The sequence below is a fragment of the Bacillus sp. OTU2372 genome (genome assembly GCF_038440275.1).
GTDB classification, from domain to species: Bacteria; Bacillota; Bacilli; order Bacillales; family Cytobacillaceae; genus Neobacillus; species Neobacillus bataviensis_B.
Genome location: NZ_JASATK010000040.1, coordinates 1 through 25,803, shown reverse-complemented (window position 1 = coordinate 25,803; position 25,803 = coordinate 1). Strand labels below are relative to the sequence as shown.

Below are 25,803 nucleotides of genomic sequence, written 5' to 3'. Positions count from 1 at the left end.
GGGAACAAAAACCGTAATAAGCCCCTGTTTAGTCATAAGCCTCTTTCCATTATCTGGCCCGATTGTTGAAGATTATATTGAACAAATCCTTTCCTATCTGCATTATGCCGTACAGGAATTACAATAACTGCTGTTCAAAACAATTGGATATTTGAGAATCAAAGATTAATGGATATACACTGGGAGAATGTTGGAGATCCGTTTAAGTTTGCTAGAAACAGTTTTGAACCAGCTAGAAGTAGGCTTTTTAGTTGCCTCTTTCAGTATTTTACACAAAACATCATTCAATAAATGTTCAAATTTTCATGTCAAAATTTTGAACAATCCTATATCTCACTTTAAAATATCTCAAATCCAATATATATTTACAAAGTAATCATTAGGTAAATAATATTTAAGGAGTGGGAATTATGATTAAAACATTAAGAGAAAATACAATTGCAGCTGGAATATTAACAATTGTTCGATTGTATTTAGGTTTTGCTTGGTTAACAGCAGGTTTGGGCAAATTAACTGGCGGATTTGATGCTTCTGGATTTTTAAAAGGTGCAATCGCAAATCCTGTAAAGGGTCCAGATGGCAGCGTTGTTTACAGTATGTATATTTCGTTTTTAAAGGGTTTTGCTTTACCAAATGTAGATATTTTTAACACCATAGTTCCTTTAGGAGAGTTCCTAGTAGGACTTGGACTGATTCTCGGATGCTTAACAACAGCAGCTTGTGTTTTTGGGCTTGTAATGAATTTTTCCTATGTTATGGCAGGCACTGTTTCACACAATCCTTCAGATATTTTATTAGGAGCAGTTATCCTATTTTCCGGTTTCAATGCAGGTAAATTTGGTTTAGACCGCTGGGTAATCCCTTTTATTAGAAAAACTATTAAACAAGATATGCCAATAAAAAAGAACATTTAACCATAAATTCGTTGAATAAACATATTTTCTAAATAAATTTATATAAGTCTTTGACGTAAAAATAGTGAGTTGAGAATCACCAACTCTCTATTTTTGTCTTTTTATGGCTCTTTGCTAAGTGTTTTTTACTTTTTTACACAAATAAATCTGAGGTATAATAAAAAATAAGGAATAGACTTATATAGTGATGTATTGAGGAGAGGAACTGATTGGCAAATAAATATTGTCCTATCTGTGGAGAAGAAAATAAGTGTATGACAGGTACTGAAGAACACGGTAACTGTTGGTGTGACAAAGAAATATTCCCTGATGAAATCTTTGAATTAGTTCCCGCTGAAAGTAGAAGAAAACATTGTATTTGTAAAAATTGTTTAAATAAATATAAGGAAGATTTGAACCAAATTTAATTTTGGGATCCTTGAGAATCTACAATGAACCAGGATTGAAAGCTTGGTCCGAAAGGTTAACTAGTTTAGTGGATCAACTGGGGGAGTACGTGCTGCTTAACATTTATTTATGGAGAATTACAAATTGCAGATGTAAGAGTTCATCCAATTAAAAAAGAGACTTTTGAAAGTCTCTTTTTTAATGTTATATAACTATTTAATTTTCTCATCCAATTCTTTCAACGCACCTGTAAGTTGGTCGTTTAAGTTACCTAATGCTTCTTTATCAAGTGTTGCTGCTTCTGAGCCAGCTATGGTTGGATCTAAGTATTTTTCAATTTTCTCATATAAATCTTTGTTATCCTTCTTAACATCATCTTCAAAAGAAGACCATTGATCTTCTAATTTTGGTCCAACTTCCTTTACCTTTGCTTTGTCTCCACTATCAATAGCTTTTGATAACTGTCCCGTTGTATCTAACATTTCATTTACACCTTCAGATACTTTACTATCAGTTGAACTACAACCCGCTAATACTATAGCACTTCCAAGACCGATTGCTAAGACCATTGATGTTAACTTTTTCATGATAATTTCCTACTTTCAATGTTATTATTGTTCACCGCAATAAGTTGTTTGTTTTTATATCTTTTTAATAAAAGTATAGTAACTGCACCAAGAACTAGAATGATTTGAGGAATGGTGCTTTCCCATGATGGATAGAGTGCAAAAAAGTCTATGCTTGGTATGATTTGGGAATTAGTCGTTTGGATTAATCCAGCCAATTGAAGGCTATGAATCCCCATTCCTGTAAACTTAATACAGAGGTAAAATACGATAACGCTAGACACCATAAAGAATGGGCGAAGTGGTAATTTCAATCCCACATAAATCATCATATAGGCTAAGATTCCAAGAATTGCTGCTCCAATGAGGAAACCAATTAATAATGACTGAAGTTTTATTTGACTTGCCATTCCAATATAAAATAATACGGTTTCCGTCCCTTCCCGAAACACCGCAAGAAATGCAAGAACCCCTAACGAAACAAGTTTACCTGTTGTCAAAGCTGTTTGGCTTTTTTCACGAATATATCGATTCCAATCGGCGATATTAGATTGACTATGAAGCCAATAGCTCATATATAATAACATTACTGCCGCAAATACCCCTGTCCATCCACCAATAAGGGCATTATTATTACCAAACGCTCCAGATGAAATAACAAATTTTACAATGAGTGCAAGTATCAAACTAACACCTAGACCCGCTAAAACCCCAGTCCAAATCCAACCTTTTCCCTTACCTTCTCCTGATTTCTTTACAAAAGACATAAGAGCAATTACTACAAGTAAAGCTTCTAAACCTTCACGAATTAGGATCATTGCTGCATCCCAATAGGTGTACTCTGATTTATCAGCTAAAGGAGTAAGGTAATTTATCATGTTATCGATTGTTTTATTAGCTTCTTTAAAATTTGGTGGACTAGCAGCAAGCATAGCTTGAATAGTAACCAAATCTCTTTCAGAATCACTATAAACGGAGGCAGATTGTGCAACCACTACTCCTTCTACGCTTAACCAACTACTACTTGCCTTTTTAATGGCTTCAAGTGCTTGAGTTTGATTTTGCTCTTTAACTTCCTTCTTTGTTTCTTGGAGAAGCAAGATAAAATCATCTAAAGAAATATCTTCTTTCTTAAAACCAGCTTCTTTTGGGTATCCACCACTTGCAACTTTTTCATTTACAGCCTTTAAATCTTGTAAAGCCTGTAAAACTTGGTCTTGTTTTTTAAGAGTAAAAGCATATACTACCTTTCCCATATTCGACTCAATATCTCGGTAAGCAGTAGCTGAATCAGCTTTTATCCCTTCTTCAATTTGTCTCCAAGTTTTGTTAAATTCATCATAAGACTTTTGAGCATCCGAAAGGTTCCCTTTAGAAGCAAAATCGATGGCTTGATCAATTGATACTTCAGCTTTCTTAATATCCTCATTAGAACTTCCAGCTGCTAGTACAGGATTATATATGCCAAATCCTAATATTAATAAAATAATAGATAATATAAGTAGTAGATTTTTTCTCATAAGAATCCCCCTGGTGTAGTCACCCAATTGATAACGAATTTCAATATCATTTATATTTACTATTGTATTTCCACTGATAACAATTGTCAATTGGAGATTTTTTTTATTTGTTACAGTAATGTGAATATTAACTTTTAAAACATAAATAAAAAGGGGAATGCTTTGGCTAAGATGCCCAACCCTCGGATGTACCGAAAAAAATATATTAAAAAACCTTGCCATTTGAAGGCAATGTTTTAATTTATTATTAATTTACTTTATAGATATTTCCTAATAAAATATCTGTTAAGGACTCTTATTTATCCTTTTTTTAAATCTTACACTAATGATAACATTAAACCAAAATATAGGACTGCGATAAAACCAATCCCGAAAAAAACAGCAGGTAAAAGTCTTTTCCGGTGGAAACTGAATAAAATCAGAATTAAAAATATCACTGAAAGGATGACTAGCAATTCCGATTGGAACGAAGTTGCTATATGAGTTTGTAATGTTGTAAGAATATCTTTCCCCAATAACCATTCCACCCACTTGGATGCACCCTCTGACTTTACAGTGAATTCCACATTATGTGGTGGCGATAACGTTCCCATCACAGCGGTGAAATAAAACACGAATAATAGAATTAGGCTTTCCCCTTTAATCCATGGTCCTGGATTGAAGGATAAATTCTTCATCGCTTTTTTTGTGAGTACACCATTTATAAAGGCGAAAGCAAAAACAGGGATGATACTGATATGTTTTAAAAGTAGCATTTGGCCATAAGGTAACACCCATGCCTTTACATAATCTTTTGGTTCAACAATAAATAACATTAAATAGATACCACTAAGGATAATGATGATTAAGCAAATAACAGCAAAAGGAGTAAACCACCGTAAAAATTTAGACCAGTTAAGGTCTTCTTTCGAGAACCAGCCAACATTAATCAATATACCTGTCCATAATGTAACTATTAAAAAATGAGTGTTGTGAGACCATAATCCTGCCCAAAATGACAGAGAAGCGACATGACTAGAATAACCAACTGCCAATATCATTAATAACAGTAAAATGGCTTGTATATATTTTGAGCCATTTAGCAAAATCGTAAGATATAAACATGTTGCTAATAAACCTACAAAGATCCAAGCTCTCCCGACTTGAAAGTCCAAAATTACGGATTGTACAGCTAAAAAGAATCCAACTCCTCCTTGGAAATAGGAAACTGTTTGAGCAATTGGCCCTAACGAGAGAATAATAATTCCAAGTGTGAAAAGGAGTAACATTGGTTTAGGGATAGAAACTTTTGGTTTATTCTCATTGGGTACAAACTGTAAAGCCACATGCCCAACTAGGATGGAATACAATAAATAATTTCCGAATTCAGTAATAGGAATTATGAACCCCATATTTAACGCTTCCTTCTAAATAACAGGAATAGACCAATGAACAAAACGACAACTACTGCCACAACTATAATCGTCTTCATATTAGAAGTGTTATCCATAGAAACATTATCTGTTTTATCCTGTTTTACTTCCGCTTTTTTAGGTTCTTCTTTATTTGGAGTTACTGGCTGTTTGGTTTCCGCCTTTTGGTCCTCCTTTACTTCCTTTTGCACGGTAAATGGGATTTCACCCGTTATGGGATGACCGTCTTCACCAGCTATACTCCACTTAATTGTATAAGAGCCATTTTCTAATGGAGTTGATATTATACCTATTAGGTGATTTTCTTTTGGCGTAACATTAGCAAAAGGTATTTCTTGCCCATCTTTTACCAAAGTCATTGTGCTTAAGGATTCAATCTTACCTTCATATGTAAGGACCATTTGTTTTTGGTCTTCTATGACCACTTGATTCGCAGCTGGATTGGATGAAGTAAGTTCCGTATGTGCACTAGCCATGCTTGGAACCATTACTAGTAAACTCATTAATAAGAATAGTAATTTTTTCATTTTGCTGCCCCTTTCTTAATTCCTATTATTTTTCTGTACATTCCATTCATCATAACACTCTCATCTTGAGTTATAATGCATTGGTTTTCAACTACTTTGTACAAATCATAAAATTCCAAACCTATGTCGGTACCGAAAATTTTTACAATCGCACGAAGAATTCGTTGTTTTTTCATCAATTTTTTGTTGTTAGGAACAAATTTATCAAAAATAAGGAAAGTGCCATCCTTCTTTACAACCCTTACTATTTCGTTCAATGTTTTTTGGGGATCAGGGACCACGCTTAGAATTAAACTGGCTACAATAAAATCAAAAGACTCATCAGGAAACTCCATCTTTTGTGCATCCATTTCAAGAAAATTAATGGATGAGTCAGGATACTTTTCTTTAGCCACTTTCAACATTTCAGCTGAGTAATCAATCGCCGTAATAAAATAGCCTTTGGCCGTATAGAAAGGTATATCTGCACCTGTGCCAACCCCAACAAAGAGAACACTACTTCCTTTTTTATGGGACAAATCTTTAAAGATTTCTTTTCTAGCTTTTAAGAATATTCCTGAGTTAAAAAAACGATCGTAAATGGGTGACCAGCATTTGTAAACGATACGATTCCAACCATTATTCACAATAGCCCCTCCCTTATCCTACTAAAGCCTGTAAGCCCTGAAAGCAAATAGTATGAGAAAAATAGTGACATCCAATCAATATATAATAATATCAAAAAAAATAATACCATAAACAACAACTTTTATTATCCTTGGCACCTAATTCTTCATGCTGTTTATTCTTCCAATAAAGAAATCCATGTTAAAAGATACGCATGTTAAGTAAGAATTATATAAAGGATAATAAATTAAAGCTTTCCATATGTATGGAAAGCTTTAATTATGGAAGCTATTGAATCACCTTTAATCTCCTAAATCCTTACTTTTCTTTTGCTGCTTCATTTACTCTATCCTTGAAATCGTTATACGTATTCCCTTCAAACTTGACACCATCGATATAAATGGCAGGGGTACTAGTAATACTTAGCTTACTAGCCGTTGACATATCTTTTTCCCATGCCTCTTTTGCCTCGTCATTTTTAAAAGCATTAACCACTTTATTCACTTCTGTCTCAGAAACAATTTCGCTTAATGTATCCTTAAGAAATGACTCTGTATAGACATCCATTTGTTCTGCTTTTGTGTCTTCGGGCTGTTTTTCATATAATAGCTCATGGAACTTCCAAAACGTCTCATTTCCTAATTCTTTAAATACTGCTTCCGCAAATTTAGCAGAACGAGTAGAATCAACATGGATAAATGAATAATTCATAAAGTATAACGAGGCTTTTCCTGTATCAATAAGATCCTTTTCTATACTAGGAAGAAGTGAATCGTTGAAATTTTTACAATACGGACACTTATAATCACCAAATTCAACTATTTTTACTGGCGCTGATTTTTCACCTAAAAATGGCTGTCCCGCATAGTCAATGGCTTCTTTTTTAGCGTTATTTGATAAAAAAATTAAACCAACAAGACAGATGGTGACAAAACCGATAATCCAAAATAGGAACTTAGAAGATTGTTTTTTAGATTTTTTTGCTTTTTTGTTCGCTGAAGACATTTATTCACCTTCTTTTTATAAACTCTAAGAAGCAACTTTCTTTAACTGTTCTTTAGAGAAGAATTTTGAATCTAGAGAAAGAGTAGCATTTGAATTTAGAAATAAAAATGCTGCCATAACTGCAAAAGCAAGTTCAAGCTCGTACCCTGCTCCTTGACCATTTCCCATAAATCCTGCTGCAATCTTTACCTTTACAATTGCTCCAATCATAATTAAAACAAAGAGGGCTGCTATGTATCGTGTACCAAGACCGATGATTAACAAAAGACCCCCAATTAACTCAATAATTGCAACTACGTACCCCATAAAGCCTGGAATACCTATACTTTCAAACCATCCGGCAGTATTATCAATTCCATTTTGAAACTTAGATAGACCATGGATAAAGAAAGATAACCCTAAAAATACTCTTAAAATTAATACACCGATTTCTGTTTTTTTCATTTCATTAACTCCTCCAATTTAACGTATTTTGTAGGAAATCACAGACAAACACTACATTCAGTAGTGTTTGAACACGATTTACCCCTTTTAAAAAAAGTCTTCGATAAATAAATCACACTACCCATTGTAGTGTAACTTAGAACGATTGGTCAAGGATTTTAATTTTTCCCTTGTATTTGATAAAGGTTATAAAACAAAGGATTGGATTTTGACTCCAATCCTTTAGAAAAATAAAAATGGTTATGCTATTACTAAAATGAAAAGTATGACAAGGAACATATTTAATGAGATAATGACTGACCGTGCCTGCATCTTAACTGGAATGGTCTGTTGTGGATTTAACAGCTGTTTTAACCGATAATCAACGGTTTCATCCGCAAAATGTACAAGAGCTGGTGCAGGATGTGCAATTTTTAATTGATTCTTGATTAACTTTAATAAAGCACTTCCCAAACCAAGTTCAGAACCCATTCTTTTAATCGCAAATTCATCCGCCACTAGTTCAACCATGATTCTATAATTCTGATAGGACCATTTCGTAAGAGGGATATACCACATTACTTCTGAGATTATTTGTAAAACAAAAACCTTCAATCCATCATAATACTTTTGATGCGACGTTTCATGGTATATTACTGCTTCTAATTCTTTAGAATCTAACATGTCAATTAAAATAGTAGAAAGCACTATTTTTGGTTTCCAAAAACCAAAGGTAAATGCTAAAAGTTCCTTATCTTGAATAACCACAATGTCATTATTTTTTCTGTTAAATTTTTCATTCAATTCACTAGATTTATTTATTTGATTACGTTGCTGAATCTGATGTCGAAATGAACTTAATAAGACAATCTGGTTAATAACCTTTTTACAAATAATGAAAACCGTATAAAAAATATAGGTATTTACAATAATCTCAACTGCGAAATATCCAAACGTACCTGGTTTAAATAAACTCACGCAAAAAATAAAAATATTAAATAGCTCTATTGGTCCAATAAAATCATTTAATATGTACAAACCCATTTGAACAAACAAAATGATCGCAAAGAAGAGGGCTAATCCAAACACTGCGGTTGACTTTTGTTTCCAGACCATTTATTTTCTGTCCCTTTTTAATTGTTCCAGTTTTTGTTCCAGTTTTATCAGTAAATTATCATCCACCTCTTTTAATGAATCGAGCATATGGTTAACAACTAATCCCCCAAATTCATCTAAAAGGTTTTCTGTTAGTTTTTTTGATTGGTTATTAATAAAATCCTCTTTGGTGGTGAGAGGCTTAAAGAATGATGTACGTCCTTCCAATCTTTTTGTAAGGATGTTTTTATCAACAAGACGATTCATAACTGTCATAACAGTATTAAAATTTATAGGTTTCTCTTTTTCTAAAATTAGTTGGACTTCCTTAATACTACTTTCATTCCCATCCCAAAGAATATTCATTATTTTGGATTCAAGTGGACCGAAAAAACGATTAAGCCCTTCTTGATCAACTCGAAAATTATTTATTGTCAATTAACACACACCTACCCTTCATTACAAATTGTAGTGTATTAGTTCTAATTTTTCAATTAAAGGATTTGTTAACTACAAAATATGATTTTAAAAAACCAATTCCTTATTTTAAAAATATGCTTGATATAACATATTTTTCACTTATTCTAAGAAATAAGTTTCGATATGTTTTTTTGCTTAACTACATCTTCAAAATCAGTTGGTTTACTTAAGATTATTCCTCTCTGATCTAAGACACTAGTAATCAAACCTAGTTCATAATACATAGCTTTAGTTAAGATACCTTTTTCAATGTTTTTACATATCTCATAATAAAAATTAATTAAGAAATCATTAGGTAATTTTTCATAAAGGTTCATATTGTACACCTTCTAAAGTAATTTTCGAAATTATTAATAATTATAATGTGTTAAGAAAACGGTTACAAGCGATTCTTTAATTTCTAATAAAACTTTAATAATTAATCAATTTAGTTGATAATGCTTCGATAGAGATCTTCCTCCATAAATAATCTAGAACGAATTAAATTAAGAATAAAACAGTTTTTAACAACTAAATTTAAAGAAATGCCTGCCAAATTATTTATGTTATTTATTTACGGCACTAATATCTTTAAAATAAAAGACACCTTCACAGGAGTCTTTTACGTTTCATTTATCTCTAGCTAATTAATACATCATAGAAGCTCCAACAATGATTAAAAGGATGAACAATACAACAATTAACGCAAAGCTATTACCGCCGTCCCAGCTCATTTATTTCACCACCATTCCAATCCGAATATTAGAGTTAGAGAAGTAACCTCTCATAAATATGTATATTTTTTAAGACAAGCTTTGTTTGGACAAAAATCACTCTTTACTTAAAAATTTGAATTGACCATAATAAGAAAGAATGCCTGCTTCAAATCAGGCATTCTTTGGAGGTTAATTTCATGTTAAGCAACTGGTGTAATATAAGATATCTACAGGATAATAAAATTGAATAGACAAATGCTGAGCCCAAAAAATAATTTCTTTAACAAGTTTTAACTCAAGGACTTTCACATGAACGAATCACTTAGGCTAGTGTGTCATCAATTCCATATCCATCAATTCATGAGATATATTCTCAACCCAAAAAGCCCTTGTTAGGGCTTTTTAGATTATTAATTTTTTAGTAACAAATTACTGCTCCAACGATGATTAACAAAATAAACAATACAACGATTAATGCAAAACCTCCACCGTATCCAAATCCCCCATAACCATAACCACAACCGCCAAATCCTCCGAAGCCTCCATAACCAAACATATTAAGTCCTCCTTTATAATTATTCAATACAATTTATGTTAATAAATTAAAAAGAGGAAGGGCTCTTTCACTAAGATTTTAATAAAGTACAAACTTATACCTCTTACAATTACGCCCTGGTCATCAGGTAATTAATCTTGGTGGGTTCAGCTATTCTATCCAGTATATTTAGTACAATAATCATTTCACTTGCTGTAAGTACCAACAGACAATTGAAAAGGCTATCACAAAGCTAGGTCTTTTCCTAGTTTCTTTTTATATTAAATGGGGTGGATTATAATTACAACATTAATTCGAATTGGTTCCATATAGCTTGGGAAACTGTTTTTTCATCTCCTAAATGTCAGTTAATTAAATTAAGACAAATCTAGTTATCTCTCCCTGGCTTGTAGTAATAAGGATTGCTATTATGTTCTTTCTCTTTATTATTATCAATAAATAACTTTCCATCCTCTAAAAGAGTTGCCAATGTAATATTTTCTACTAGTTCTCCCTTGTTTTCAACCTCATTAATGAGCCATCCACGGTCTAATTGTAGATATTTTAGATTATGGTAAATGATCTGTCCGTCCATTATCAATGGTATAGGAATAAATTCTTTCTTTACTTGCAAATTTAAATCATTGGGTTGAACAGGACGATATTCCGACTTTGGGATAATACTAAGATTTCCTGTTTCCTCCATAACTGCCATAGCAATACTTCGTATATCTGTGTACCCTTTTACTCTTAAATGTGATAATAATTCATTCAAAGGCATACGTACCTTTTTCAAACCTTCTCTATCAATATCCCCATTTTGAATTAATACCGTAGGACTTTCATATATAATCCATCTTAATTTATTATGTAACGATAATAGAATAAAAATTTTATATAGAATTACTGTTATTGCAGCATAGGTAATGGCTTTAACCAGATTATTAACTTCAACAGGGGTACTAATAATATTGGTAAGAATAAGGATGTACAATAGATCGAAAGTGTGCATCTGAGCTACTGCTTTTTTTCCTGTAAACCTTAAAAACAAATATCCTACCACAAAAACTAAGAAAGTACGGTAAAATGCTTCCAAATTTGCACGCCCTTAAAACAATGTTCTAGTAAGAATAATATATAGTATTTGGTATTTGAACCAAGTCTAAACCACCATTGAATAAAAAAACACACAGATGTTTAGTAAAATACCGTGTGTTTTCCTAACTGTTTTTTTATTTACTGACAGGAACGATGGGTACAATATTTATCTATTACCTGGGGCTGGCTGATCAACCCCTTTTACATGATGCCGATGCCCATCATCTTCAGTTGTGTAAAAATCATAATAATGAACATGCATGCCATTCCCAACTGGTATAGCAGGACCAGAATATGCCTTATAATGATGGGTGTGCCCATCTTCAAAAACAACATATCCCTCTGTGTAATGAATGTGATTATGATCATGCGTTGGTATTGGCGGTGATGTGACATCTAAACACTGATGAACATGACCCGCTTCCATTGAGGTATAATCAACTGAACCATGGTTATGGTGTGGTACAAAACCCTTTACAAAATCATCTTTTCCTACCTTCGCCATAAACACACTCCCCCTTAACGCATCTCACTCATCTTTTTAGTATTTAACCTTTCTTCTAGAACATGAATCATATATAAGAAATGATCAGCTTCTCTTAATACATGGTCTGCCAATAATGGATTTATAACATTCCTGATTTGACAGGACTTAATTAGGTCTAGTCCCGTCTGCTTAAACGTACGAATTTCTTGAGCAGCGTTTTCACTGTTTTTATTCATTTTTCCAATTATTGGGTAATCCAGCTGCTTTTGATATAACATGGACTCTACATCTCTTGCTTGATTTAAAAGCACCTCGAAATCATCTCCAAATTTCCGTGCCGCATTATCTAAATTCCTTTCTGATTGGTCAAGCAGTGATGCTATCAAACGGGAATGTTCCATCATGATTCGTAGCCAAAAAACGTTTTCATTAATAATTGCATCCTAAATTGGGTCTAAAATCCCCCGGTTAAACTTCGTTAGTGTCCTCATAAAATACTCTGCTTCACGTGCAATGTGATCTGTTTTGCAGCAAACGATTCGGGTGTAACCAACATCTGATTAAACTGATCCGTGCTAACATGACCAGGAAGATTAGTCTGATACTGCATACTTATCCCCTCCTTTACTACCCCTCTTTACCATGATATTGCCATCAATTTAAATTATGTTATTGGACATGAGTGAATTTTCATATGAATCTCGTCAAGCAACCCCATTAGCAATTTTTATTTAAAATTAATACTATTTTTCAGTAAAATGGGTCTTTGTCCTCGGTAACTTGTCCAATCCATTGCACATCTAGAGAATAAGATGCTTATTAGACAGGGGAAAGGAGTTGAAACAATTGAGTAGAAGTAACAGAGAATTTGATAATCAAGGAAATCAATCTGTGTTTAGAGGTTCTGCAAAAAACAATGAAATTGACAACGACAATAACAGGAATAGGAACAGAAATAACAACAGTATCAGAAACAACAACAATAACAGGAGCAACAGCAGTAACACTAATGCCGATGTTGATTTCGCCATTGATAATGAATTTGATAATGAAGTGAGAAATACTTCGGAATCCGAGGCAGAAGCTGAAGTACGCAATGTTGACAACAATAACAATGAGGCTAGAGCAGCTATGGATAACTCTGGAAATACTCGATTTAATGTTCGATTAAACAGCAACAGTAATGCACGTGTTAGAACGGACCAAGAACAAGACAACGAACAAAACCAAGACATCGATGTGGATTTTGATTTTTAAGAGTATTCTTATAGATGTTCACTATTTAATGCTTTAAAAAAAGTAATTTAAATTTTAGGGGGATGAAAAAATGGCAAGAAGAAACCAGCGTAATAACACCAACACAGATGTGAATGTTGATGTAAATAATGATATTGAAAACGATATTCGAAATCGTTCAGAATCAGAAGCAGAAGCAGACGTTCGCAATGTTGACAGAAATACTAATGTTGCTAGAGCAACTATTAATAACTCAGGTAATTCCCGTGTAGATATTAACTTAAATAGCAGAAGCAATGCACGTGTAAGATCCGAACAAGACCAAGAAAACGACCAAGATCAAAATACTGATATAGATGTAGATTTTTAGTTTAGATTTTAGGGGGGGATAAATTTATTCAACCCTTTATTCGGATAGGTGGAAGCTTTCCTTGTTAAATTTATTACTTTATAAAAAATGTATTATAATGAATTTTTTTCAAAAATAGTTTTTTTGCCATTTTAGAATGACCAGATTTATTGTCAACAGGGCAATGACCCATTTGACCGAAAAAAGGCAGATGCTTCTGCCTTTTTGTTATTACTATTTAAATTAAAAACTGTTATTAACTTGCTCGTGTATCCGGTGACAGGCTTCGAATTTTTCCAGGATTCCTTTTATCCTTCGTTTTAGGTGTCCCATTGCCTGGTGCCTTGATCATCATGGCGATGACAACAGATACAATGCTTAAAACCGCAATCAGCTTAAATGTAGGGATAAATCCACCTAATGAAGAAGCAATAAATGATCCTGAGATGGCACCAATACCGAAGCCTTGATAAATGATTCCGTAGTTCTTACTTTGATTTTTCAAACCGAAGAAATCAGCTACGATGGCTGGAAATACTGTAATATTCCCGCCAAAACAAAACGCAATCGCTGCCACACTAGCAAAGAACAATCCATAATTCAGGTGAACAAAACTTAATACCGTAACCGCTGCCGCTGTAACAAGCAATGCACCTGATACCACTCGTAATCGGCCAACTTTATCGGATAAGGCTCCAAGAATGATACGTCCGCTTGTATTAAAGATTGCCACAAACGCTACCGCATTACTTGCCGTTGCAATATCAAGCCCTGCCATTTTAACACCGATATCCTTCACAATTCCAATCAGGAATAATCCGCTCATGCATGATGTAAAGAAGATCACGAATAAGAGATATGCTTCCTTCGTTTTCAACATTTCTTTCACAGTATAGTCTTTTTGAATACTGCCATTTTGAATTTTCGATTCATGAATTACTTTAGCTTCCCTAACTAGAAATGAACCACCTACGACCATAATCATGACGATTAGTCCCCAGAAAAAGAAGGCTTGGGTAACTCCAGCTGACTGGATGAATGACCCGTTAATGAACTTGAATATCAAACTACCTGTACCGTACGCTCCAACCGAAATACCAGAAATAAGTCCTTTTCTTTCAGGAAACCATTTAATTAAATTTGATAAAGATGTGATATAGGCAGTACCATCTGCTGCCCCAACAATGACGCCTGCCAAGATATAAAGCATCCATAAGGATGATACTTGGGAACTAATTATTAATCCTGCACCTAGGACAATGCCGGCACAAATAAGTAAGCGGCGAATCCCCCATTTATCTTGCAGCTTCCCAGCGAACAACGTGGATAGTGCTAAGGCTAAGCTGGTAATCGAAAAAGTCAAAGCAACTGAATTTAACTTCCAGCCAAAGTGGTCGACTAAGGGCTGGTTGAAAAGACTCCAAGTATAGATAGTACCTAATCCCATTTGTACGATAATCGTTCCTATTACAATTAACCAACGACGATCCATGCTTGCTCTCATTATGATCTCCTCTTTTCTCCCAATAAAAATGATCATTTTCTAATTAGAAATTTTAATTACCTTGTTGATGTGATCATCATACCATCGAAAAAGGGACAGAAATCGTTTTCAGAATGAAATGCTTATTATTCGGAATGAATGGATATTATAGCTGCATAATTTGTCGGAACGCTTTTACTTTACTTCTGCTCACCGGGATTTCTGCATTCAGATCTTTAAGACGCAGCAGGTAGGTTTGATTAAACCATGGCACAATTTCACGGATTTTCGTTAAGTTAACTGTATACGATCGGTGACACCGAAAGAACATTTCTTCCGGTAAATGGGCATGAAACTCCGTTATACTCATCTGCATCGTACACTCTTCATTCAGCGTATAAACCAATGTCACCTTTTCACTTGCTTCCGCATAATAAATGTCATTTACATCCGTCACAATAATTTTATCGTTCTTTTTTAAATTGATTCGGTTTGAAGACTTTGCATGGACCTCCATTTCTTGTACCGGAGCATTAGGCCGACTGTTTAGGATATTAACCTGTGTCTGATCTCGTAGATAAGCAGCCTCAAGCCTGTTTAACATCGTTGCCATCCGCTTTTCATCATATGGCTTGAGGATATAATCAAAGGCTTCAAGCTCAAACGCTTGAGCGGCATGTTCCTTATAGGCCGTGGTAAAAACAATATAGGGTCTTTTCGTAAATTTGCTAATGGTGCTAGCCAGAAGCATCCCATCAAGTGATGGAATATTAATATCCAAAAAGATGACATCTGTTTCTTGCTCCTGCAGAAATTTTAAAACATCTAAGCCATCATCAAAGAAATGAGTGACTTCAATTTCACTATAAGCTTCAATTAAGTACTCCAATTCTTCACGAGCTGGAATTTCGTCTTCTACAATAATTGCTCTCATTTTTTCTCCTTTACCATATCAAAAAAAACTTCTGTTCCTGGTGATAACCGGTGAATCACCAGACCATCTCCATAGATAAGTTTGACGCGCTGATGGACGTTATACAAACCGATTTTGTTAGCCGGTACCGTGTCATGCTGCACATGGTGGATGACATCTTCACTAATCCCTGCACCCGTATCCTTCACGCTTACTCTTATTTTTTCTCCCAAATCTTTAACTGCAATCGTCACCACTCCAGGCCCTTTTTTCTTTAAGATGCCGTGAATAATGGCATTCTCTACTAACGGCTGGATAAGAAGACTTGGGATGTTTACATTCACTTCGTCTATGTCATACTCTACAGTTAAACGGCTGCCGAAACGGGCCTTTTCAATTTCTACATAATCACGGACTTGCTCCAACTCTTTATGAATATCAATCAATTCATCATTTACCTCTAAATTATAGCGCATATAGCCAGATAGATTGATAATCAACTCACGGGCCTTGTCCGGATTCCTTCGTGTCGTGGAGGCAATTGCATTAAGGGCATTAAACAAAAAGTGCGGATTAATCTTTGTTTGAAGTGCCTTCAACTCTGCCTTATTCGCTTCTGCCTTTATCTGTTCAATCCGTGAAACCTCCATTAGAGTAGAAATGATTTGAGAAAGTCCGATCGCCATTGTCTGAAGCGAATAAGTCATCTTATAAGCTTTTCGATAGTAAATTTTTAATGTTCCTGTCACCTCTCCATGTTCTTCAAAAGGAACAATCAGCAGCGAGTGAATTTGTGGCGTATGGTGATCCGCGATATGATTCCGAATGATAAATTTGCCCGTTCGGATCGCTTCTTTTGTCAAATCACTAATGATTTCCTGTCCAGTCACATATCTTTCTTCCCCGAAACCAACATAGGCGAGTACATTTTCATTATCTGTGATGGCAACCGCATCGGCCTTGATATCATTTTTGACAATACTACAGATTTGCCTTAAGGAATCCGTATTGATGGAGCGAAAATAAGGCAGAGTCTTATTAGCGATATCTAATGCAAGCTTGGCGTGTTTTGCCGCAATCGTTTCCTTTTCACCTTCCACACTCATGACCAGTAAAACAATCAGCCCGATGTTTAATTCTCCGGCAATCATAGGGAAGGCTATCTTAGAAACGATGTCCAAACCAAGTGAAAATGGTTCAGCCATTGCAAGAATCAACAGCATGGTTAATACTTCACAAAACATCCCAGCCGCAATTCCATAGATCCAACGTAAGGACCTCTTTACTCTTCGGTTAATGTAACCAGAGACAATTCCCGCAATTATACTTGTGATTAAGCATGGGACCGATGTGACCCCGCCAATATCAATTAAATAGCGATGTAAACCCGAAACGACACCAGAAATGATACCCACCCAAGGTCCAAACAAAATACCACCAGACACAACCGCGATGATCCTCGTATTCACCAGCGAACCTTCGACATTGATCCCTGAGTAGGTCCCAAAAATAGCAAATAAGCAAAACAAGATGGTAATCACAAGCCGCTCTGTCAGAGAATGACGATCTTTTTGAAGAGATTCCTTAAATCTCGGAATCCGGATCATAAAAAACAGACAAATCAACAGCAAGGCCGCTCGTTCAAATAAATGGATCAGCATTTCTAAAGATGTATTCATGGAAAAAATCCTCTCAAATTACGCATCGATATTTTGGTTGATGATTATTCTTCTGTACCTTTATTTTATGTATGTTCGTTCAATTGTAAAAGTCTGCCTCGTTATTGAAGGCAGACTTAATGCATTTCAGAGATATATTATCTCCCACAACACTTCTTATATTTCTTGTCACTTCCACAAGGACAAGGGTCATTCCGACCGATTTTCTGTCTGGCTTCGAAATCCACAATCTTCGCTTTAGGATTTGGCAATCGCTGCAAAGTTTGCTGCTCATAGGCCCCCGATAGCTCTCTTGGTGAATACCCTTTGAGGAACCATTGCCTCGTGTTATTCATAAGGTTTACGACTTTGTCCATGCAAGCTTTCACCAATTCTATATTTTCAAATTCTAGTCTGCTTTGCAGAAATTGAAGAATATGATTTGGACTCTCCCCGATGTTGGTCGCATAAACGCATTCTTCTACGATTCCATCCGCTTCTTGTCTGCTCATTTCATAGTTTTGAGTTAAAAAGTGAACAAATTGAAGATAGCTATCATTTCGTTCGATATATCCGGGTTCACCCGCTCTCAGTAATTGCTCTTTAGAAAATGGGAAAAATGCCACATCTTTTCTGGTTTTGTGTTCATCTTTTACTTTTTCTGAATCAAAGACACGACTATTGGAAAAGCCAAACTGATCCAATCTTATTTGCTCGTAGTAGGAGATAGCATGATTGATTACAGATAGATAATCCGTAAGTCTGATAGGTTTATTCATGTATTTTTCTAGCAAATCATGCAGCTCAGTGAGGGTCAAAGTACCATAATAGTAGAGCAAACCTTGTGTAAGCTTGATCCATTCTGTATTACGTCGGCTAATGGTGATTAATGGCTTGTGGTTGTCGCGAATATACGAATTCTGTACTATTTCTTCAGGTATTGCAATGATTTTTTTGCCTTCAAAAGTTCCTGTGAAGATAATTCCTATGTTGCGGAAGTAGTTTAGTTGATTTGCCGTTAATTTCGGCGCTTCCATATACCCGCCATGATGGATGATTTTTTTGATTAAGTTGTAACGCTCTTGGTCCAGATACATGCATATCTTTTCAAACGAAAGTGGAATCTTTATACTTAATAAGTCTATTAATTCCCCCTTTTTTAGCTGACTGGCGCCTTTTACCTCTAAACGTCTCCTGATGTCACTCAATTCATCTTTAGAAAATCTTGTAAGTGTATCGTTTATTGTTAAAGGAATAGAAATATCACTCCACATTTTTGATTCCCGTTTCTGCTGACTCTTCCTTGTCATTTCTCTTAAATCTTCTAAAGCGCCTTGTAATTTTTCATAAGTATCTTTATCGATGCTGCTAGTATTCAAGATGATCACCTTCTGAAAATATTTGTTTAATATATTTTTTAAATTGCTATATGTAAAAAAGAGCCTTTTTAAGTGTTTATTATATCAGAAATGAGTTTTAATTTTAAACTGTTTAATCTAAGTCGCTCTATAACCTTAATTTGGGCGGAAACTATAGCTATTAATTTTATAGTTTCAGAAACCTCTTAACCTTGGATTCTAAAATGGAAAGTCATCATCATTAATATTAAAGTGATTTTTGTCTTTTTGGGATTGTAGTATAGGGAAAGTTTCAGTATCTTCTTCCATTTCCTCTCTTGTTAAACCAAACGGTACTCCGTTTTCAGTATATCCTGCTACAAAGTAAAACATATCTTCCCCAAAATCTTCTACCTGCTCTTTGTCAATCTTCCTTTTTTCCTTCTGTTTTTGTCTTGCCTCAAGCGATTTCTTTACCTGTTCTTTGTATGACTGTTTAAATTTATAGCCCAACATTTCTAGTTCTGTAATGGCACAGTTTAGGTCTACTCCAAACCAATTACTATATCTCTTTGCTAGGTTATTACCGTTGTTTTGTTCAGCCCATTTTTTAGCATTCTGAAGACGATCTCTACGATTATAGCGTTTCCTTCTTGGGGTGTTATTTGTATTATGCTTCTTTTTTGCCATACTAGAGCCTCTTCCCAATAAGTTTACATAATATTATTATAATCTATCATAGTTCATTCATTTTGTTAACGTTGAAGGTTCTATTAACAAGAAATCATAGATACTCAAATCTTTCCTTTAAGGAAAATACCAGAATCGAAATCAAAATAAGAGCGCAAAGTAATGACCATTTAAGGTTGTTACTTTACGCTCTTAACGTCAGCCCGCAAATCAAGGAATCCTGTTGACTTTTCCTAAAAATATCTTAGGACACCATTTAAGTTTTCCACCACACCGCGTGTCCATATTGTAATTGCGCGGTCTTTTTTAATAGGCTAGAAACCTGTTTATAGCACCTTACTTAAGAAAGCCTTTGTTCTATCATGCTGTGGGTTACCGAATAACTGATTCGGCTCATTTTCTTCTACAATATACCCTCCATCCATGAAAATAACACGATCGCCAACTTCCCTGGCAAATCCCATTTCATGTGTAACCACTACCATGGTCATTCCTTCTTTAGCAAGCTGCTTCATAACCTCTAATACATCACCGACCATTTCCGGATCAAGTGCAGAAGTCGGTTCGTCAAACAACATGATTTTAGGATTCATAGCCAATGCCCGAGCTATCGCAACCCGCTGTTTCTGTCCGCCAGATAGTTCTCCCGGATAACTGCCAGCTTTTTCTTTCAGGCCAACCTTATCAAGTAACTCAAGGGCCATTTTTTCAGCCGCTACTTTACTGATAGAAAGAATTTTAATAGGACCTAAAGTGATATTTTCTAAAACGGTTTTATGTGGGAACAGATTAAATTGTTGAAATACCATTCCAACTTCTTGTCTAACTTTGTTTATATTGATTTTTGGGTCCGTAATGTTATGTCCGTTAATCACTACCTCACCACCTGAGATTTCTTCCAGGCGATTAAGACAACGAAGGAATGTACTCTTTCCTGATCCAGAAGGGCCTATTACACATATTACTTCTTTTTCTTGAACTTCAGCGTTAATATCTTTTAAAACCTCTAGTTTCCCAAACGATTTTCTTAAGTTTTTTACTGATATAATGCTCATCGAACCTGAATCCTCCTTTCAACAAAATTAGCAAGAAGGGTTAACAAATAAATAATGATAAAATAAATGACACCTACAGCAAGCCAAATTTTAAATGCTTCAAAGGTTGCTGAAGCCTGAATTTGACCCTGCTGTGTTAAATCTGCAATACCGATAACGGATAACAGTGAAGTGTCTTTTAAACTAATAATGGATTGGTTCGTAATCGTAGGAAGCATTCTTCTAAAAGCCTGAGGCAGGACCACGTAACGCATTGTTTGTGCTCCTGTAAAACCAATCGATCTAGCGGCTTCTGTTTGTCCCTTATCAATTGATTGAATCCCGGCTCTGATAATTTCTGCAAAATATGCACCCGCATTAATCGCAACAGTAATAATACCAGCTGTTGTGCTGTTTAAAGAAACCAAATGCAGCGAATTCACTCCAAAATATATAAAAAACAATTGTACAATAAATGGAGTTCCTCGAATCGCATCAACATATACCTTTGCAATCCAATTCAAGATTTTAAGAGGTGCAAGCCGTAACAAGGCCATCACTAAACCAATTAAAAAACCTAGAATAATAGCAATAACAAATATATAAAGTGTGACTTGTAATCCTTTTAGTAATATTGGTAAAGCTGCAACAATTATATCCACTGTTTCATCCCCTTTCAAAAAGAAAGCGCGCTTTATGCGCGCCCAATCAGTATTTATTCACCAAGATAAGTTTTTACAATTTTATCATATGTTCCATCTTTTTTGAGTTCAGCAAGACCTTTATTAATTTTTTCAATTAAGTCCTTGTTTTGACCTTTCAAAACAGCAATTCCATATTGGTCTCCATTTAAGCGGTCACCGACAATTTTCAAACCAAGGTCCTTTTGGGCAATAGCGTAGGAAATAACAGGATAGTCTTCAATAAGTGCATCTGCATTTCCATTAGAAACTTCCTGGAACATTGCTGGACTATCATTAAACTGAACAACATTAATTCCTAGTTTTGATGCATTAGCTTGTGCATATTCAGCACCCGTTGTTCCTTTTTTTACAGCAACTGTTTTTCCTTTAAGTTCTTTAACTGATTTAATAGTTGAATTATCTTTTTTAACAACAACTGTTAATCCTGCATCAAAATATGGAGTTGAGAAATCTACTACCTTTTTTCTTTCGTCTGTAATGCTCATCCCTGCAATAGCTACGTCAAGTTGATTGGCTTGCATGGCTGGAATAATACCACCAAAGTCCATAGGATTAAGTTCAATTTTAAAGCCCTGATTTTTCGCAATGGCATTAATCAAATCAATATCAATACCCTTATACTCATTTCCATCCTTATATTCAAATGGAGGGTAAGTCGTGTCCACGCCGACTTTATATACCTTTTCACTATTCGTTTTCTCTCCTGATGTTTCCTTGCTACCGCACGCTGCGATAAAGACAGTCAGAATTAAAAATAAACTAAATAAACCAAATTTTCTCATTAAATAACACCCCTACTTTTTAGATTATTTTTAATATAATAAAAACAATACTTTTTTAATATACCACAGATATCAAATATGAAAAAGTATTTTTTGTATAATAATTCTATCTATTTAATAAAATACAAAAATTTTTTATACCCTAAAAGTATTTTAATAGTAACCCGACAATATGGTAAAAAACATATTTTAAAACAAATTCAACTTTTTTGAGAACTATTGCGGTTATTATTTTAATATTCTAATTATATTATTAAAAATGATCAAATCCCCCCACCTTCGGTTAGTCTGCGGTTATATCACTTTACTATCAATTATTTTGAACAAAGGTCAAAAGAGAGCCTTCATTTTTCCACAATTCTTTCGTTTTGCCTCGCGTTAGGATAATAATTTTTAATACTAAGGAAAATATTAAGTAGAAAATGGAGATTAAAACATCAGCCAACATGAATGATTGAAATGAGGGGAATAGATGAATTTGAAACGAAGAAAGGCTCTCATTTATTTAATTACAATGGTTTTATCTTTTCTTTTTATCATACCTTCGGTGGATGCCCAAAATGTTAACCCGCAGGTCTTGGCAAGGGTAAAAGAAACGCTTACTGTCAATGGAAAAGTATTTAAAGATTTAAATTCAAATGGAAAACTAGATAATTATGAAAACTGGGAGTTATCGGTTGAAAAGTGAGTCGCTGACCTTATATCCAAAATGACATTAGAGGAAAAAGCCGGACTTATGATTATACCTGAATTTCGGGAAATTGAAGGGTCAAAGATGGAACAGCCGAATAATTTAATTGATCAACATGCACGCTATTTTGTTTATCGTAGTACACCTCGTGCTGATGTTATTGCCAATACAAATAATATACTGCAAGAACGGACTGAGAGAACTAGATTAGGAATACCGGCAGTTCTTATATCAAATCCCCGGAACCATTTCACTATGATCGCAGATATTACAGATTTTAAAAAGCAAAAGATTACTATGTACCCGCAAAAGATGGACCTGGTCAATTTTCCATATGGCCAGATTCTTTAGGACTCGCTGCAACCCGAGACCTTGATTTGGTTAGAGAATTTGCTCACATTGCACGAAAAGAATGGACATCTTCTAGTCTTCGTAAAATGTATGGCTACAATGCTGATATTGCAACACAACCGTTATGGGCAAGAATTATAGAAACATTTGGAGAAAGTCCTAAACTTGTTTCAGATATCAATTATACGTTAATCAAAGGTTTTCAAGGTGAAGAACTCGACAAAAACAGCGTTTTTTTGACAACAAAGCATTTTTGCAGTTGAACAAAGTTTGGTAAGTGAGAAGCAAATCAATCCGTAGCATATTTGCTCACAGAAATGATGGAATTAGGTTTATTCGAAAACCCCTATGTGAATCCAAAAAGGGCACTTGAAGTGGTAAATAATCCGACATCACAAGAAAAGGCAGACTTAGCTCACAGGAAGTCTATCGTCTTATTACGCAATGATCAGAATCTTCTACCCCTATATAATAAAAAAATAAAAGATATGAAACTTTATGTTGAGTCTTTCCCAGCTGGTGAACATAGTGCCAATACGATTGCATTTAGAAAAACCATTCAGAAATATGATCCTGACATCACTTTGACGGATCATTTGGAAGAAGCAACACATGCACTTGTTTGGATAAAACCCAAACAAGATCTGCTTTCGAAGCAACCATTGATTTCCATAGGACCGGATACGCAATTTCATAATAAAAATCGGATTATCAAAATACAGAAAACTGTACCGACTATTATGGCCATCAACTTTAGTAATCCTTGGCTGATACAAGAAATTGAACCGAATGCAGCAGCTGTCATTGGAACGTTCGGAGTGAAAACGGAAGCTTTAATGGATGTGATTCGTGGGAGATTTAATCCGACAGGTAAACTTCCTATTACAATTCCTGCCAATCAAGAAGCAGTGGCAAAAAACAAGATGGACGTACCAGGCTTTGATGAGGCTCCTTCCTATTACTACCAATCAAAATCTGGTGACAAGTATGGCTACGGTTTTGGACTATCCTATAATACAGAGCACAAGGAAACAAAGTCCAGCGATCTCCGCAAATCCTTGAGGAATATCTTCAAAAATTAAAACGAAGTGGTACAAAAGGCAGCTCCCTCATCTGAGGGCAAACTGCCTAACTTAATTTAATTTGCACAACACACGGGGTGTTGGTGATTTTAGATATGAGATGCTGGCGGGTTATTCATTCTCCACTGGAAGTTCAACAGTAAACGGTTTTAATTCCTTAGCTGGGAAAAAGCTGGAAAAATCAAATAGCAACATTGTATTTTCCAGCTTAAAATTCTCAATCCTTTCTTCTCCGTTTAAGTCAAAAGTAGATTGGAAGTGTGCTGTTGCCTTATGAATCATTTTTACTTTATTAAAGGGAATACCGTGGTTTTTAGGAGGCAACGGATTTTCCGGGTCAATCTTGGTTAAATATTCCTTATCAACCAACCAGAAAAGGTATTTCAAATTATCATCAAAAAAAAGTTTCAGAGATTAAATATTAACATAAGAATATATATTAAATATAAAAATAGTATTATAATATTTTAAATAATTAGTAGAAAACCTCTGAAATAATACCCTGATTGAATGGAAAAATATAATTATATTGAGGTGGTCATATGCAAATTAAAGATTTTATAGTTGACCAAAGTTTAAAAGAATTAACGGAACATCGTACAGTTGTGTTACCGCTTGCATGTTACGAAACAACGATTAACCAAAATATTAATGGATATATACCACTACATTGGCATGATGAATTTCAATTCGTTCTCGTTGTTAAAGGAGAAGCCATTTTTCAGATAAATGAAGAATATATTACTGTTCAAGAAGGCGAAGGGCTATTTATAAATAGTGGCTATCTGCATATGGCAAAAGATAAGAATGATTCTGGCTGTACCTATATATGTTTAAATGTATCCCCAAGTTTCGTTTTATCACAAGAACTTTATACAACCCATGTAAACCCTTATATTCAGGCTACTAATATTCCTTATTTACTCTTGGTTCCAAAGGAGCTTTGGGCAAATAATATGTTGGCTTCTATTATGAGTATTAATCAGTTGATAAAACAAAATCCACCATACTATGAAATTGACATCAGCCTGCATCTCACATTAATTTGGAAGAACCTAATAATTAATGGGATTGAATTAGAGTACGAACAGACCGAAATGATAAAGAATCATCGAATGAAAAAGATGTTAAATTGGATCCACCTACATTATCCTGAGAAAATCCTTTTAGACGATATTGCACGAGCTGGTCAATTAAGCCGTTCCGAGTGCTGTCGATACTTCAAACGAATTTTAAAGAAAACACCTCTGAATTACTTAACTGATTTTCGAATTCAAAAAAGTTTAATTTTATTACAACAACCAGAATCCAATGTCACAGATGTTGCCTATCAAGTAGGATTTAACAGTACAAGCTATTTCATAGATAAATTCCGAAAGTCAATGAACATGACACCATTGGTCTACAAAAAGCATAAAAATTCCAGTTCACTTGAGAAGTAGTGCACTTCAACTTAACTAGGTGCTTTCATACAATAAGAAATACTATTAAATAGCCTAAAACATACAAGTTTTTATGCACTACTTATCTATTTTGGTTATTTTTTGCTTTGATAAAACACACTGTCAATAAATTGATTTTAAAATTGCCAACTACGAGGATTCGTATATTTTTGGATAAAATTCACGCAACCTTTAATTTAAAGATTGATTCATCAATTTACATAATTAAATTATAATAAATTAACCACTGTTCAAAATATAGTTAGATTCGTTATTTTTAACCATACATAAAAAGCACCCA

General features: G+C 34.5%; 33 protein-coding genes and 2 pseudogenes. 10 read left to right on the top strand and 25 right to left on the bottom strand.

Annotated features, from left to right (window positions below):
• Positions 1–96: 96 nt before the first annotated feature.
• From AAHB15_RS28845 to AAHB15_RS28835, 3 genes and pseudogenes are all read left to right on the top strand, one after another.
• Positions 97–291, top strand: a pseudogene (locus tag AAHB15_RS28845) (DUF1259 domain-containing protein); the annotation flags it as partial.
• A 116-nt stretch (positions 292–407) separates the two neighbouring features.
• The gene (locus tag AAHB15_RS28840) at positions 408–914 is read left to right on the top strand and encodes a DoxX family protein (protein ID WP_342043825.1); all 507 of its coding nucleotides are present in this window, start codon (positions 408–410) and stop codon (positions 912–914) included.
• Positions 915–1,123: 209 nt separating this feature from the next.
• Positions 1,124–1,321: a cysteine-rich CWC family protein gene (locus AAHB15_RS28835; protein WP_335575256.1), complete on the top strand. Its 198-nt coding sequence runs from the start codon at positions 1,124–1,126 to the stop codon at positions 1,319–1,321.
• Between the two features lie 192 nt (positions 1,322–1,513).
• Here the strand turns inward: AAHB15_RS28835 and AAHB15_RS28830 are convergent, their stop codons facing one another.
• From AAHB15_RS28830 to AAHB15_RS28755, 16 genes and pseudogenes are all read right to left on the bottom strand, one after another.
• A complete protein-coding gene (locus AAHB15_RS28830) occupies positions 1,514–1,888 on the bottom strand; it encodes a hypothetical protein (protein WP_335575255.1) in 375 nt (124 codons plus the stop codon).
• Positions 1,885–3,387 carry an FTR1 family iron permease gene (locus tag AAHB15_RS28825; RefSeq protein WP_342043823.1) on the bottom strand — a complete coding sequence of 501 codons (1,503 nt, stop codon included), beginning with the start codon at positions 3,385–3,387 and terminating at the stop codon, positions 1,885–1,887. The genes AAHB15_RS28830 and AAHB15_RS28825 overlap by 4 nt, the downstream gene beginning before the upstream one ends.
• A gap of 317 nt (positions 3,388–3,704) precedes the next feature.
• Entirely contained in the window at positions 3,705–4,778 is a 1,074-nt protein-coding gene (locus AAHB15_RS28820) for a copper resistance D family protein (RefSeq protein ID WP_342043822.1), read from the bottom strand.
• Positions 4,779–4,780: 2 nt separating this feature from the next.
• Positions 4,781–5,326: a copper resistance CopC family protein gene (locus AAHB15_RS28815; protein ID WP_335575252.1), complete on the bottom strand. Its 546-nt coding sequence runs from the start codon at positions 5,324–5,326 to the stop codon at positions 4,781–4,783.
• On the bottom strand, positions 5,323–5,952 hold the full coding sequence (locus AAHB15_RS28810) for a class I SAM-dependent methyltransferase (RefSeq protein ID WP_335575251.1): 630 nt from the start codon (positions 5,950–5,952) through the stop codon (positions 5,323–5,325). Before AAHB15_RS28810 ends, AAHB15_RS28815 begins: the two co-directional genes overlap by 4 nt.
• A 298-nt stretch (positions 5,953–6,250) precedes the next feature.
• The gene (locus tag AAHB15_RS28805; protein ID WP_335575250.1) at positions 6,251–6,937 is read right to left on the bottom strand and encodes a DsbA family protein; all 687 of its coding nucleotides are present in this window, start codon (positions 6,935–6,937) and stop codon (positions 6,251–6,253) included.
• 24 nt (positions 6,938–6,961) lie between these two features.
• Positions 6,962–7,381 carry a DoxX family protein gene (locus tag AAHB15_RS28800; protein ID WP_335575249.1) on the bottom strand — a complete coding sequence of 140 codons (420 nt, stop codon included), beginning with the start codon at positions 7,379–7,381 and terminating at the stop codon, positions 6,962–6,964.
• Positions 7,382–7,621: 240 nt separating this feature from the next.
• Positions 7,622–8,476 carry a M56 family metallopeptidase gene (locus tag AAHB15_RS28795; RefSeq protein WP_335575248.1) on the bottom strand — a complete coding sequence of 285 codons (855 nt, stop codon included), beginning with the start codon at positions 8,474–8,476 and terminating at the stop codon, positions 7,622–7,624.
• Positions 8,477–8,893, bottom strand: a complete 417-nt coding sequence (locus AAHB15_RS28790; RefSeq protein WP_335575247.1) for a BlaI/MecI/CopY family transcriptional regulator — start codon at positions 8,891–8,893, stop codon at positions 8,477–8,479. It abuts the gene before it with no gap.
• A 146-nt stretch (positions 8,894–9,039) separates the two neighbouring features.
• Positions 9,040–9,252: a hypothetical protein gene (locus AAHB15_RS28785; RefSeq protein ID WP_342043821.1), complete on the bottom strand. Its 213-nt coding sequence runs from the start codon at positions 9,250–9,252 to the stop codon at positions 9,040–9,042.
• A gap of 309 nt (positions 9,253–9,561) precedes the next feature.
• Positions 9,562–9,648 carry a YjcZ family sporulation protein gene (locus AAHB15_RS28780; RefSeq protein ID WP_342043824.1) on the bottom strand — a complete coding sequence of 29 codons (87 nt, stop codon included), beginning with the start codon at positions 9,646–9,648 and terminating at the stop codon, positions 9,562–9,564.
• Positions 9,649–10,048: 400 nt separating this feature from the next.
• A complete protein-coding gene (locus tag AAHB15_RS28775; protein ID WP_335575599.1) occupies positions 10,049–10,186 on the bottom strand; it encodes a YjcZ family sporulation protein in 138 nt (45 codons plus the stop codon).
• Between the two features lie 367 nt (positions 10,187–10,553).
• Complete coding sequence (locus AAHB15_RS28770) at positions 10,554–11,261, bottom strand: DUF421 domain-containing protein (RefSeq protein WP_342043820.1); 708 nt, start codon at positions 11,259–11,261, stop codon at positions 10,554–10,556.
• Positions 11,262–11,429: 168 nt separating this feature from the next.
• Positions 11,430–11,768 carry a YmaF family protein gene (locus tag AAHB15_RS28765; RefSeq protein WP_335575601.1) on the bottom strand — a complete coding sequence of 113 codons (339 nt, stop codon included), beginning with the start codon at positions 11,766–11,768 and terminating at the stop codon, positions 11,430–11,432.
• 14 nt (positions 11,769–11,782) lie between these two features.
• Positions 11,783–12,271 (bottom strand): annotated as a pseudogene (locus tag AAHB15_RS28760) (DUF2935 domain-containing protein); the annotation flags it as partial.
• Positions 12,238–12,360 (bottom strand): hypothetical protein, encoded by a 123-nt coding sequence (locus AAHB15_RS28755; protein WP_335575602.1) that lies wholly within the window; start codon positions 12,358–12,360, stop codon positions 12,238–12,240. The pseudogene AAHB15_RS28760 and the gene AAHB15_RS28755, both read right to left, overlap by 34 nt.
• A gap of 236 nt (positions 12,361–12,596) precedes the next feature.
• On the opposite strand from AAHB15_RS28755, the gene AAHB15_RS28750 reads away from it, so the two are divergent.
• Together AAHB15_RS28750 and AAHB15_RS28745 are read left to right on the top strand one after the other, a co-directional pair.
• Positions 12,597–13,007 carry a hypothetical protein gene (locus AAHB15_RS28750; protein ID WP_335575603.1) on the top strand — a complete coding sequence of 137 codons (411 nt, stop codon included), beginning with the start codon at positions 12,597–12,599 and terminating at the stop codon, positions 13,005–13,007.
• 70 nt (positions 13,008–13,077) lie between these two features.
• Positions 13,078–13,356: a hypothetical protein gene (locus AAHB15_RS28745; RefSeq protein ID WP_144567652.1), complete on the top strand. Its 279-nt coding sequence runs from the start codon at positions 13,078–13,080 to the stop codon at positions 13,354–13,356.
• 235 nt (positions 13,357–13,591) lie between these two features.
• On the opposite strand, the gene AAHB15_RS28740 is transcribed toward AAHB15_RS28745, so the two are convergent.
• The 8 genes from AAHB15_RS28740 to AAHB15_RS28705 form a co-directional block, all read right to left on the bottom strand.
• Positions 13,592–14,839, bottom strand: a complete 1,248-nt coding sequence (locus AAHB15_RS28740; protein WP_335575604.1) for an L-lactate MFS transporter — start codon at positions 14,837–14,839, stop codon at positions 13,592–13,594.
• Positions 14,840–14,984: 145 nt separating this feature from the next.
• Positions 14,985–15,752: a LytR/AlgR family response regulator transcription factor gene (locus AAHB15_RS28735; protein WP_335575605.1), complete on the bottom strand. Its 768-nt coding sequence runs from the start codon at positions 15,750–15,752 to the stop codon at positions 14,985–14,987.
• Positions 15,749–17,410: a sensor histidine kinase gene (locus tag AAHB15_RS28730; RefSeq protein ID WP_342043819.1), complete on the bottom strand. Its 1,662-nt coding sequence runs from the start codon at positions 17,408–17,410 to the stop codon at positions 15,749–15,751. The genes AAHB15_RS28735 and AAHB15_RS28730 overlap by 4 nt, the downstream gene beginning before the upstream one ends.
• 137 nt (positions 17,411–17,547) lie before the next feature.
• Positions 17,548–18,768 carry an SEC-C metal-binding domain-containing protein gene (locus AAHB15_RS28725; protein ID WP_335575607.1) on the bottom strand — a complete coding sequence of 407 codons (1,221 nt, stop codon included), beginning with the start codon at positions 18,766–18,768 and terminating at the stop codon, positions 17,548–17,550.
• Between the two features lie 198 nt (positions 18,769–18,966).
• On the bottom strand, positions 18,967–19,416 hold the full coding sequence (locus AAHB15_RS28720; protein ID WP_335575608.1) for a hypothetical protein: 450 nt from the start codon (positions 19,414–19,416) through the stop codon (positions 18,967–18,969).
• A 326-nt stretch (positions 19,417–19,742) separates the two neighbouring features.
• On the bottom strand, positions 19,743–20,471 hold the full coding sequence (locus AAHB15_RS28715) for an amino acid ABC transporter ATP-binding protein (RefSeq protein WP_335575609.1): 729 nt from the start codon (positions 20,469–20,471) through the stop codon (positions 19,743–19,745).
• A complete protein-coding gene (locus tag AAHB15_RS28710) occupies positions 20,468–21,112 on the bottom strand; it encodes an amino acid ABC transporter permease (protein ID WP_335575610.1) in 645 nt (214 codons plus the stop codon). The genes AAHB15_RS28715 and AAHB15_RS28710 overlap by 4 nt, the downstream gene beginning before the upstream one ends.
• Before the next feature lie 53 nt (positions 21,113–21,165).
• Entirely contained in the window at positions 21,166–21,936 is a 771-nt protein-coding gene (locus AAHB15_RS28705) for a transporter substrate-binding domain-containing protein (protein ID WP_335575611.1), read from the bottom strand.
• Positions 21,937–22,408: 472 nt separating this feature from the next.
• Between AAHB15_RS28705 and AAHB15_RS28700 the strand changes: the two genes are divergently transcribed.
• From AAHB15_RS28700 to AAHB15_RS28690, 4 genes are all read left to right on the top strand, one after another.
• Complete coding sequence (locus tag AAHB15_RS28700) at positions 22,409–22,624, top strand: hypothetical protein (protein WP_335575860.1); 216 nt, start codon at positions 22,409–22,411, stop codon at positions 22,622–22,624.
• Positions 22,625–22,711: 87 nt separating this feature from the next.
• Complete coding sequence (locus AAHB15_RS28695; protein ID WP_342043818.1) at positions 22,712–22,978, top strand: hypothetical protein; 267 nt, start codon at positions 22,712–22,714, stop codon at positions 22,976–22,978.
• Positions 22,979–23,004: 26 nt separating this feature from the next.
• Complete coding sequence (locus AAHB15_RS30355; protein WP_335575862.1) at positions 23,005–23,241, top strand: glycoside hydrolase family 3 N-terminal domain-containing protein; 237 nt, start codon at positions 23,005–23,007, stop codon at positions 23,239–23,241.
• Positions 23,242–23,352: 111 nt separating this feature from the next.
• Entirely contained in the window at positions 23,353–24,060 is a 708-nt protein-coding gene (locus tag AAHB15_RS28690) for a glycoside hydrolase family 3 C-terminal domain-containing protein (protein ID WP_342043817.1), read from the top strand.
• Positions 24,061–24,171: 111 nt separating this feature from the next.
• Here the strand turns inward: AAHB15_RS28690 and AAHB15_RS28685 are convergent, their stop codons facing one another.
• On the bottom strand, positions 24,172–24,447 hold the full coding sequence (locus AAHB15_RS28685) for a hypothetical protein (protein ID WP_342043816.1): 276 nt from the start codon (positions 24,445–24,447) through the stop codon (positions 24,172–24,174).
• A gap of 161 nt (positions 24,448–24,608) precedes the next feature.
• On the opposite strand from AAHB15_RS28685, the gene AAHB15_RS28680 reads away from it, so the two are divergent.
• A complete protein-coding gene (locus AAHB15_RS28680; RefSeq protein ID WP_335575865.1) occupies positions 24,609–25,502 on the top strand; it encodes an AraC family transcriptional regulator in 894 nt (297 codons plus the stop codon).
• The last annotated feature ends 301 nt before the right edge of the window (positions 25,503–25,803 follow it).